Source organism: Vibrio sp. 811 (genome assembly GCF_033339195.1).
The window spans coordinates 1-590 of sequence record NZ_JAWOUB010000659.1 but is presented as its reverse complement, the minus strand read 5'-3'; the positions used below and the strand labels follow the sequence as shown (position 1 = coordinate 590).

Sequence of the window (590 nt, the reverse complement as noted above, 5' to 3'; positions counted from 1 at the left end):
AAGTCAGTCAAACCTCAAACGGCGCAGCACTATTGGTGTTCTATAGCTCTGATATTCACGCCACGTTAGAAAAAGTAGCGAAGTTTGGCGGACAAATCATCCGCCCTATTTTCGAGTTTCCGGGCGGATGTCGTTTCCACTTCACTGAGCCAAGCGGAAACGAGTTTGCAGTGTGGTCGGAGAGTCACTGATTCAGAGGTATTGTGTTGTTAACCCAACACCACTTCAACGCCGAGTTTTTTCAACTGTTCGAGGTCGCTTTTCGGAGCGGCTTTGTCAGTTAACAACACTGAGATTTCGTTTGTCTTGCCAATCGACGAAGGATAAATCTGACCAAACTTGCTGGAATCCGTCAGGACGAGAGTGCGTCTTTTCTTTGCCAGAATGGCCTCTGCAATGTCGGCACGCATCATGTCTCGGCTAGTAAAACCTGTGTCTTGGTGAAATCCATCAATGCCTAAGAAAGCCGTGCTGAAATGAATGTTTTCAATACAGAGTTTGGTGAGCGGGCCACCGAGGCTTTCGCCTTGGTGCTGATCCACGCCACCCAACAAGATAATGTTGGCCGATGTATTGCGGATAAGATGCGC

General features: G+C 48.3%; 1 protein-coding gene and 1 pseudogene. One reads left to right on the top strand and one right to left on the bottom strand.

What is annotated here, in order from left to right:
- Nucleotides 1-191: VOC family protein (locus R7Q46_RS28680; protein WP_324186299.1), on the top strand; the 191-nt coding region annotated here is incomplete at its 5' end.
- Nucleotides 192-209: 18 nt separating this feature from the next.
- Here the strand turns inward: R7Q46_RS28680 and R7Q46_RS28675 are convergent.
- A pseudogene (locus R7Q46_RS28675) lies at nt 210-590 on the bottom strand (DeoR family transcriptional regulator); the annotation flags it as partial.